At 69.5% G+C, this 8515-nt stretch carries 10 protein-coding genes and 1 pseudogene; 4 read left to right on the top strand and 7 right to left on the bottom strand.

Features of this window, described 5'->3' with window-relative positions; all coding sequences use genetic code 11:
* Positions 1–594, top strand: a pseudogene (locus K6I34_RS25595) (hypothetical protein); the annotation flags it as partial.
* A gap of 3 nt (positions 595–597) precedes the next feature.
* On the opposite strand, the gene K6I34_RS25590 reads toward K6I34_RS25595, so the two are convergent.
* From K6I34_RS25590 to K6I34_RS25560, 7 genes are all read right to left on the bottom strand, one after another.
* A complete protein-coding gene (locus K6I34_RS25590; RefSeq protein WP_229328896.1) occupies positions 598–1254 on the bottom strand; it encodes a trans-aconitate 2-methyltransferase in 657 nt (218 codons plus the stop codon).
* Positions 1255–1468: 214 nt separating this feature from the next.
* The gene (locus K6I34_RS25585; protein ID WP_229328894.1) at positions 1469–2317 is read right to left on the bottom strand and encodes a bifunctional 5,10-methylenetetrahydrofolate dehydrogenase/5,10-methenyltetrahydrofolate cyclohydrolase; all 849 of its coding nucleotides are present in this window, start codon (positions 2315–2317) and stop codon (positions 1469–1471) included.
* Complete coding sequence (locus K6I34_RS25580; RefSeq protein ID WP_229328892.1) at positions 2314–2934, bottom strand: cyclodeaminase/cyclohydrolase family protein; 621 nt, start codon at positions 2932–2934, stop codon at positions 2314–2316. Before K6I34_RS25580 ends, K6I34_RS25585 begins: the two co-directional genes overlap by 4 nt.
* The gene (locus K6I34_RS25575) at positions 2927–4066 is read right to left on the bottom strand and encodes a hypothetical protein (protein ID WP_229328890.1); all 1140 of its coding nucleotides are present in this window, start codon (positions 4064–4066) and stop codon (positions 2927–2929) included. Before K6I34_RS25575 ends, K6I34_RS25580 begins: the two co-directional genes overlap by 8 nt.
* 233 nt (positions 4067–4299) lie before the next feature.
* Positions 4300–4548 carry a hypothetical protein gene (locus K6I34_RS25570; RefSeq protein ID WP_229328888.1) on the bottom strand — a complete coding sequence of 83 codons (249 nt, stop codon included), beginning with the start codon at positions 4546–4548 and terminating at the stop codon, positions 4300–4302.
* Positions 4535–5305: a hypothetical protein gene (locus tag K6I34_RS25565; protein WP_229328886.1), complete on the bottom strand. Its 771-nt coding sequence runs from the start codon at positions 5303–5305 to the stop codon at positions 4535–4537. Before K6I34_RS25565 ends, K6I34_RS25570 begins: the two co-directional genes overlap by 14 nt.
* Before the next feature lie 393 nt (positions 5306–5698).
* The gene (locus K6I34_RS25560) at positions 5699–6427 is read right to left on the bottom strand and encodes a GntR family transcriptional regulator (RefSeq protein WP_229328884.1); all 729 of its coding nucleotides are present in this window, start codon (positions 6425–6427) and stop codon (positions 5699–5701) included.
* A gap of 56 nt (positions 6428–6483) precedes the next feature.
* Between K6I34_RS25560 and K6I34_RS25555 the strand changes: the two genes are divergently transcribed.
* The 3 genes from K6I34_RS25555 (at position 6484) to K6I34_RS25545 (ending at position 8372) form a co-directional block, all read left to right on the top strand.
* Positions 6484–7299, top strand: coding sequence for a bifunctional 2-polyprenyl-6-hydroxyphenol methylase/3-demethylubiquinol 3-O-methyltransferase UbiG (locus K6I34_RS25555; protein WP_229328875.1), 816 nt, complete (start codon positions 6484–6486; stop codon positions 7297–7299).
* Positions 7300–7408: 109 nt separating this feature from the next.
* A complete protein-coding gene (locus tag K6I34_RS25550; RefSeq protein ID WP_229328873.1) occupies positions 7409–7774 on the top strand; it encodes a hypothetical protein in 366 nt (121 codons plus the stop codon).
* A 121-nt stretch (positions 7775–7895) separates the two neighbouring features.
* On the top strand, positions 7896–8372 hold the full coding sequence (locus K6I34_RS25545) for a hypothetical protein (protein WP_229328871.1): 477 nt from the start codon (positions 7896–7898) through the stop codon (positions 8370–8372).
* Positions 8373–8515 lie beyond the last annotated feature (143 nt).

Raw genomic sequence — 8515 nt, 5'->3', positions numbered from 1 at the left:
CCCCCCTCCCAGCCCTCCGCCGACGAGATGCCCGTCCCCGACCAGGAGGGTGGGACGGCCCCCGCATCCGTTCCGCCGCCGGTGTGCACGGTGCCCGCGCCGCTCGTGGAGCGCGGCGCCCAGATCCTGGCAGCCGTCTCGCACGGCGAACGCCGTCTGCGCCTGACCGGCCGCGAGGTCACCGCCCTGGCACCCCTGGCCGGGGACTGGCTCCAGCGAGGCGCCACCGCGACCGACATCCGCGAGGCCCTGACCCAGTGGCTGCCCGAGCCCGTCCGCTCCCCGGCCGGGCTGGTACGCGACCGCCTCACCCGCAAATGCCCGGAAGCGCCGACGCTCGCCGAGCAACGGGCGGCGGAGCAGAAGGCGACCGCCGCCCGGTCCGGGCCGCGCGTGGCGGAGATGCGTGAATGCGCGGGCGACCACGTGCAGCCACGCCTGTTCCGGCCGGCGGCCGACGAGGTCCTGTGCCGGGAATGCCGCTGCCACGCCGCCGAGCGAGCGGAGGAGACCAGCAGAGCCGTGGCGGCGGCCCGCCGGGGCGCGGCCGCAGCACGGGCGGCACTCCGCGGAACGGCACAGGCGTCGGCGTAAGGCTCAGAGAACGCGTGCGGTGACGATCAGGGTCCCGAGGTTCTCGGGGTCGGGGGCTTCCAGGACCCGTGCCTCGATGTCGAGGAAGCCGTGATGGAGGAGGATGCCTTTCCACATCTCCTCGCTGTACGCCCAGCGCTGCACCGGGAGGATCTTGCCGTTGAAGCCGTTGCCGTACATGCCCTGTGCGCCGTAGCAGCCCTCGACCGCGGGCGCCTGGGAGAAGACGAGGACGCCGCGCGGGTTGAGGCGTTCACGGATGACGGGCAGAAGGCGACGCGGGTCGGTGAACCAGAAGGCTCCCCAGATCGAGTAGACGGCGTCGAAGGTCTCGTCGGTGGTCCTGAGATAGTCCACGGCTTCCCGGAGGCGGAAGCGGGCGCCGGGGACGTCGCCCCATCGTTCGGCAGCGTGCTTGATCTGTGCCGGGGAGAGGTCCACGCCGGTGGCATCGCTCCCCTTGCGGGCCAGGTAGGCGACGTTGTCGCCGCACCCGCAGCCCAGTTCCAGGGCCTTGCCCGGCTGCTCCAGCAGCTCTTCGGCGGGCCCGTGGTGGTCGTACTGGGTCCAGCCGAACCCCTTCTCGACAGAGACCTCCACCGGCCCGATCTTCTCGACGGCCCCGGCCGCGTAGCGGTCCCAGTAGCTCGCAATGCTCATGCGGCAACGTTCCTCAGTGACTTGTTGGATAAGCATCCGCAGGGCCTCGTCGGCTCCCGCCGGCCACCGGCTCAGCCAGAAGGCGGCGGTAGAGGGTTTCTCTACTTCGGCGTAAGCACCCAGAACATGGGGCAGCACACATCATCTGTGCCTGACCAGACATGGGTCCAGGCCCGGCTGACGGCTGGGCCCGGAACAGAGGGAAGGGCAGACGTCAAGCGCTCTGGCGCTCGGCGGCCTGCACGGTGTGCCGGAGGAGAAGGGCAGTGGTCACTGGCCCGACTCCGCCAGGCACGGGCGTAAGCGCGGATGCCCTTTCCACCGCTCCGGGAGCCACATCGCCGACGAGACCGCCGTCCTGGGTGACGTTGGTGCCCACGTCGATCACCACTGCTTCCTTTCCCACGTGGTCAGCGGTGATGAGACCGGCCCGGCCGACCGCGGCCACCAGGGCGTCTGCGCGTTCGGTGACGGCCGACAGGTCGCGGGTACGGGAGTGGCAGACGGTCACCGTGGCGTCGCGGTTGAGGAGGAGGTGGGCGAGAGGTTTGCCGACGACGGCGGAGCGGCCGACGACAGTGACGTGGGCGCCGGAGAGCGGGATGCCGTGATGGTCGAGGAGTTCAATCACGGCCTCGGCGGTGGCGGGTGCGAAGACGGGGTGGCCGACGGCGAGGTGGCCGAGCGAGGCGGGGTTGGCTCCGTCGATGTCCTTGGCGATGTCGATCGACCCGGCGACGTCGTCCAGCCGGATGCCCTGGGGCAGTGGGGTCTGCATGATGATGCCGTGCACCGCCGGGTCGGCGGACAGGCTGCGCAACGTCTCCCGGAGGGCATCGGCGGAGGCGTCGGGGCCGCAGTCGAGGACGGCGCAGGTGATGCCGACCTTCGTCGCGGCCTTGGCGATGGAGGAGACGTACCAGGCCGAGGACTCGTCCTTGGTCGCGGTGACCACGGTCAGCCGGGGCGGAGTACTGGCATCGGTGAGGCGAGCGGCCCGGGTGGTGACGTCCGCGCGGATGGCAGCGGCGAGTTCCTTGCCGGAGAGGGGCTTGGCGGTCACCTGGTGATCTCCTTGCGCACGGTGGCAGTGATGTGTTCGGTGCGTTCGGCCAGCGCGTCCACCAGGGTGGCAGAGCGGAGCAGTGCGGTGCGGGCGTCGGGGTCCTTGATCCCGGACAGGTTGATCTCGATGTTCAGGCGCGCGGTCGCCGCCGCGGCCCGTGCCGCCTCGGCCGCCGCCCCGACATCGGTGATCACGTTGCGGTTGCCAATGGGCAGCAGCTTCTCGGCGAGCGCCACGACATCGGCGGCGCAGGTGATCGTGGCCTCGGCCGGGCGGGCGGCGTCGAGGAGGGCGGCGGCGATGGCGGCCGACCGGGCGGCCTTGGCCTCGTCGGTGTCCTTGGGAAGCTTGTACGCCTCGGTGACGGCGGTGAACGCAGCGGCGTCCTCGGCAGCGAGTTGCAGCGCGTGCCCACGCAGGGCGTCAGCCCGCTCCGTGATCAGCCCGACCGTTTCGCTGCGGTCCGTGTACTTCGGGCCGGTGGTGTAGCGGGCGACCATGCCCACCAGGGCGGCGGCCTGTGCGGCGTGCAGGGCGGCAGCGGCACCGCCGCCCGGAGCGGGTGTCCTGGCCGCCAGCTCGGTCAGATAGGTCTCGATGGTGTGATCACGCACGGGCGATCTCCTTCATGGAGGCTTGGTAGCCGAGGTACCGGGCGACGGGCTGGTCCAGCTCGCGGTAGCAGGTCGAGCCGTCGGCGATGGCCCAGCCGCACCCGGCAAGATAGCGGGCCGCCGCCCCGGCTTCTCCCGCCGAAAGCTCCCCCTCAACGCGCCGCACCGTCTCCAGTTCCTTCCGCAGGAGAGCGGCGGCCTGATCCAGGTGCAGCACAATACGGCCGCTGCCGGACAGGGCGACGGCGCGGTGGCGCAGGAGAAGGGCGAGCAGGTGCCGGGCGGCGATCGCGTCCACCTGCGCCTGCGGACGGCGCAGCCACGCTTCCCGGACGATGCGGTCGGCGACGAGGACGCCGGCGGCCCAGGGCGCCCAGGGTTCGCGGCAGTTCCCCAGCATGCCGAGCGCTTCGAGGTCGGCACGCAGTTCGGCGATGACAGCGACCAAGCGCCGCCCGCGGACGGACACGGACAGTTCCGCGATGGGCCCCTGCCGGTGCCCCCATTCGTGGGCGAGGAAGGCCAGTTGCCGAAGTTTGCGCAACGGGAAGGCATGCGTGCCCTCGTGCTGGTCATCGATGAGCGGCAGGACACGGTCGCGGAAGAGCGCGGTCAGCCGGTCGAGGAAAACAACCCCGAAGGACTGACAGGTCGGCCGCGAGGTGACGGCGAGCTGCTCGGGAAAGAGAACGGCGCCGCCGGAGGCGCGGGCGGTGAACGCCTTCGACGCCGCCATGATCTCCCCGAACGTCAGGACTTGGCCTTGCGTGTCACACGGCGGGAAGGCCCGGGGCATCACCGCGCGCTCGGCGGTGAAAGCCACGGCCTCGAGGCCGTAGTGCCCCGGCCATGGACCGCCGGGCACCACCATGCGGGCGACCAGGACGTTCACCGCGTCCTCATGCACGGTCAGCCGATGGGCGACGGCGTCCGAGCGCAGACCGCTCAGCGGCTGCGGCCCGCAACGGTGGAAGTCCTCATACGCCAGGGCGACATGATCGAGGACGGCAACAGGGGCACCGGCCAGGGCACGCGGCGTGCGGGCATCCTGGCAGCGTGTGTCGGGGCCGGTGAGGTTATCGGCGTCCACGGCCGAGACGAGCACGGACGCCCAATCGGTGAAGTCGTTCACCTTCGCTTCTTCCTCTGCGGAAGCCGGTCAATCGGTTGCCTGCGAAAACGCCTCTGCAAGCGGGGTGTCCCCGGGCCGAGCGGGCACGAGGACAGACAGGGGCCACGGGGGTTTACGGACGATCGTGATGCCGTGCTCGTCACACCGGTACACGCCCGCGCGGACCGGTCTCAGGCGGTGGCCGCCATGCGGGCAAAGCATGTCATCGGGCCCAAGGCTGGGCCTGGCCACGCTCACCACTGCACCGTCCGGTGCATGCTCGACCAGTGCGCCGCCCGCTGCCGGGCAATCCGCGTCTCGGCCATGACGTCACCGCTCCTGACCGCCTGGGCGAGGTCGGCGTCGATCCGGCAGCAGGACAGACAGGTCGGTCCCGGCGCGTCGGGCGGGGCAACGTAGCCGGAGCCCGGCCCCGGGCCGTGGGGGGTGGTCACCACGTACCGCCAAGCCCGTTCCAGATCCGGCCGGTCAGCTTTCATCACGCGCTTCACCCTCCCTGCTCCGTGCGTGCCGACCGAGCTCGGCGCCTTCGGGAATCCCGGGCGCCCCCTGCTCGCGCCAACGGGCTGTCTCGTCCTCGGGCACACGAGAGATACCGGACAGGTGGGCGAACAGCTGCCCGGCAAGGACCCACCACTGCGCAGGATCGCCGTAGTAGACGTACTCCTCCCTGTCCGAATCAACCTGCCCCGTGCTGCGGCAGAGCTCGTAAAAATGGCCGTACACCCCGGCAACCGCGTGATCCCGCACACGGACCAGCGCGTGACTGCGACGCAGGGCCGGGCACAGGGGCGGGGCCTCGACCGCGCACCGGCGGCAGACCGGAGGCTGCACGGTCCGCTCCACGGCCTGCGGGAAGGACCCCTCGACGCCTGCGGTGTCCAGAAGCCACAGCGTGCCGTCGACGCTGTGGTCGGCCGGCCCGCCGCAGACCTGGCAGAGCCAGCGACGCATGCACCGGCGCTGACGCTGCGAATGCACATAGCCGAACTGCGGCGTCCCCTTGCCGGGCGCCAGGCCGCGGTTGGTCCACAGGACCCCGCGCTCGTCACGGTCCTGAACGTTCTCCCCGCCGAGGAACGTGATCCCGGTACCCGCCCGGTTGCGGATGATCGCCGCTGTCCTGCGGGTCTCCCCGCTCCACGCGGTGATGTACGGGACGGTCAGGGGCCTGCGGACCGGCGCGTGCGGACCGGTTGACATCGTGCGGGCGGACGACATGGTGTCGGAGATGGTCACAGCCAGCCCCCGGCACGGCTACGGGAAGCGGCGTTCACCTCGGCGAGCCGGGCCCGCAATCGTTCGGCCACCGGCACGGCCCCGGGACGGGGCAGATGGGTCAGCTGATTCGGTCGTTCCACAGCGACGCCGTTCTCACAGACGACGAACACCCGCCTGCCCTGGTCACGGTCTCCGGGGTGCCCCGGGTTGGAGTGCGGCCGCGTTTCCCGGCTGGGCTCACTCACGGCGCGTTCAGGCAGTACACGGGGGCCAGCAGGACCCCTCCTTCCCCGGCCCGCAGGTTGACGCGCTCGCGGCCCGTCCGAGGAGGGGGAGCAGGGTACAAGAGACGGGCCAGGGAAATCCTGAGTCATGCCGACCACACTGGACCGGTTGACCGGTCCAGTCAAGTCAAATGCTCGGATTCATTGGGTAGTTGTCCACCCGCTCCCAGAGATCGGAGGGCGTCAGCCCTTCTTCGCATACCAGTGCGCATCCCGCCTCGTCGTAGGCGACATGCAGATCGATCACGACGGCCAGGGGCTGGGCCCGGTCGAACCATTCGGCCTCTTCTGCCCTAGCAAGCCGGACAGTTGTGACGTCGATCCCTCTGACCGGCCGCCGTCCGGACTCACGCGCCACGTAGTTGGTGGTGCCCTCGATGATCGGCCCCTTTTGCGCCAGACGAAGGCAGCGATCGGCCACGTCCGGCGGGAACCAGGCAGTCACTCGCGAAAGCGGCGCCCCATCGTCAAGGAGAACGAAACGATCCCTCCTCAGGGCCGATTCTCCGGGGCGGAGTCCGAGAGCGTCGCGAACCCTGTCGGGCGGGACCTCCCGGTTCGGAGTTCCGAGCCTGCGGAAGGGGCGACCGCCGGTCACCCGCGTGGTGTTGACGCGCCTTCCGCCCGCCGGCCTGGCCAGGGGCACATCCGTCACCCGGAAACCCAGGCCTTGCCGCGACACGACCACACCATCAGCACGCAGCACATCCAGGGCCTTGTTGACCGTGGCCCTGGACACACCCCACTGCTCGCACAGGTCTCGACTGGACGGCAGGAGGTCACCGGGCCTGAACTCACCCTCGGTGATCCGCCTGCGCAAGGAATCAGCGATCTGTTCATACTTCAGCGTGGGCATTGTCTATCGCTCCGAATCTCTGGACAGGTTGACCGGTCAGGGGACAGCATGCCTCCATGACTCCTGTGCCCGAAGTCGCCCCCGAGATCATCGCCTTCTACACCGAGGGATTCGACGAGGCAACGCGGCTGACCTCTTCCGCCGACGGCAAGCTGGAGCTGATCCGCACACAAGAACTCTTGCGCCGCCACCTCCCAGCGGCGCCTGCAAGCATCCTGGACGTTGGCGGAGGGCCCGGTGCTCACGCGCGGTGGCTGGCCGCCGACGGCTACAACGTCCATCTCATCGACCCCGTGCCCCGCCACGTCGAGGTGGCACAGCAAGCCGGGTGCACCGTAGAGCTTGGCGACGCACGGAAGCTCAGCGCCACCGATCACTCCTACGACGTCGTACTCCTCCTGGGACCCCTCTACCACCTGCTCGATCGAGAAGACAGGCTCCAGGCCCTGGCCGAAGCCCGCCGAGTTCTGAAGCCAGGGGGGTTGTTCGCGGCTGCGGCGATCAGCCGCTATGCCTCTTTGTTCGAGCACACGGCAACCACTTGGCTCGATCGCGAACGAGTCCATGACGCGGTGAAGGACATCCTTTCCACCGGACGGCACGACCCGGGGCGAAAGGGTTTCACAGCTGCTTACTTCCACACCTCCGACGGCCTTGCGAACGAGTTGCGCCTCAGCGGCTTCGAAGAGGTGAACGTCTACGGCGTCGAGGGGCCGACGTGGTCTCTGCTGAAGGCCACTGAACAGCACACAGGCAACAACCTGGCCGACACGCCGATGTTCCGCGCTGCGCTGACGGCGGCCCGCATGGCGGAACCGTATCCGGACCTCTTGGCTGCCAGCTCTCACATGCTGGCCATCGGGCGCCCCTGAGACTCCTGGCCCTGCGAGACGACTTCGGCGCACTCATCCGTGATGGTCGCGTCGCTGCGCTGAGCGCCGAAATCGCTGCTCTGGACCGTGCACGATGAGAGGGGTTGGCTTGTCGGAGAACAAGGGCGCGCAGTTGTTCCGTGAGGCATGGATTGCCGGAGTGCATGCGCACTTCCCGGGAGAGCCGAAGGCCGGCTACGTCACACCCTGGGAGGACACACCGGAGTGGGAGCGCTCCGCGGCGGGAGCGGTACACGACCAGGTCCGTCAGTTCCTCCAGCTCAGTGACGGGCATGCTGCGCGGCTGTCCCGCGAGCAAAAGAGCCGGTTCGTCGCACTCTGCTGGACAGCCCAGATGTACAAGCACTTCACGAATCCGAAGCCCGGCTACGTCGCCGACTGGGCGGAGCTGCCGCCTTGGCAGCAGGAGACCGATGCGGACGTCTTCGAGGCCATTGAGAAGTCCTTGAGCTGAACAACGAAAGCCACGTCCCGTGGGCCGACCACGCGGCCGGTCTGCGAGGACGTGGTTCTCTGCGAGTTCAGGTGGCTTGCCGAAAGGCTGAGAGCAACGCCTACCTGTGAGTGAGGACATCATGAGGATCGGCATCACCGGCCACCGCGGCCTGCCCGACGAGGTCGGCGGTCGAGTGCGTAGCACGCTCGCGGACGCGATCCGGCAGTATCCGCCCAGCGGCCTGGTAGGGGTGAGCTGCATCGCCGACGGGCCCAACGCCTGGTTCGCCCAAGCCGTGCTCGACCACGGCGGCCGCATCGAAGTCGTCATCCCGGCACAGCGCTACCGGGACGGCCTCCCCGACTGGCACCACGAGCCCTACGACGCACTCCTCCGCCAGGCTTCCGACATCCACCACACAGGAATCAGCGAATCCGACTCACAAGCCCACATGTCCGGCAGTGAGCTTCTCGTCGGCCTGGTCGACGAGGTCCTCGCCGTCTGGGACGGCCAGCCCGCGCGGGGGTATGGAGGCACAGCCGACGTCGTCGCCTACGCACAGCGCACCGGCGTGCCCGTACGAGTTCTCTGGCCGGAAGGCGCCACCAGGGACTGAGCCATCAGGACGACCCGAGGAAAGGCGACCGAGAACGTCCATCTGCTGCCCCCTTGGTCGTACGACCAATGCATGGTCGGCGGTTTCGCCCGCGGCGGCCCGGCGCGCGGGCCCGGCCGTGTCACGGTTCCCCGCTCCCCCTG

The sequence above is a fragment of the Streptomyces sp. UNOC14_S4 genome (assembly GCF_020740835.1).
GTDB lineage: Bacteria > Actinomycetota > Actinomycetes > Streptomycetales > Streptomycetaceae > Streptomyces.
Note: the sequence above shows the minus strand (reverse complement) of the source record. Positions and strands in the feature narration are given on the sequence as shown.

What these genes read in the sequence shown, in the direction of transcription:
- K6I34_RS25590 (WP_229328896.1), bottom strand. Translation starts at nt 1,254, where the DNA reads ATGAGCATTGCGAGCTACTGGGACCGCTACGCGGCCGGGGCCGTCGAG.
- K6I34_RS25560 (WP_229328884.1), bottom strand. Translation starts at nt 6,427, where the DNA reads ATGCCCACGCTGAAGTATGAACAGATCGCTGATTCCTTGCGCAGGCGG.
- K6I34_RS25555 (WP_229328875.1), top strand. Translation starts at nt 6,484, where the DNA reads ATGACTCCTGTGCCCGAAGTCGCCCCCGAGATCATCGCCTTCTACACC.
- K6I34_RS25545 (WP_229328871.1), top strand. Translation starts at nt 7,896, where the DNA reads ATGAGGATCGGCATCACCGGCCACCGCGGCCTGCCCGACGAGGTCGGC.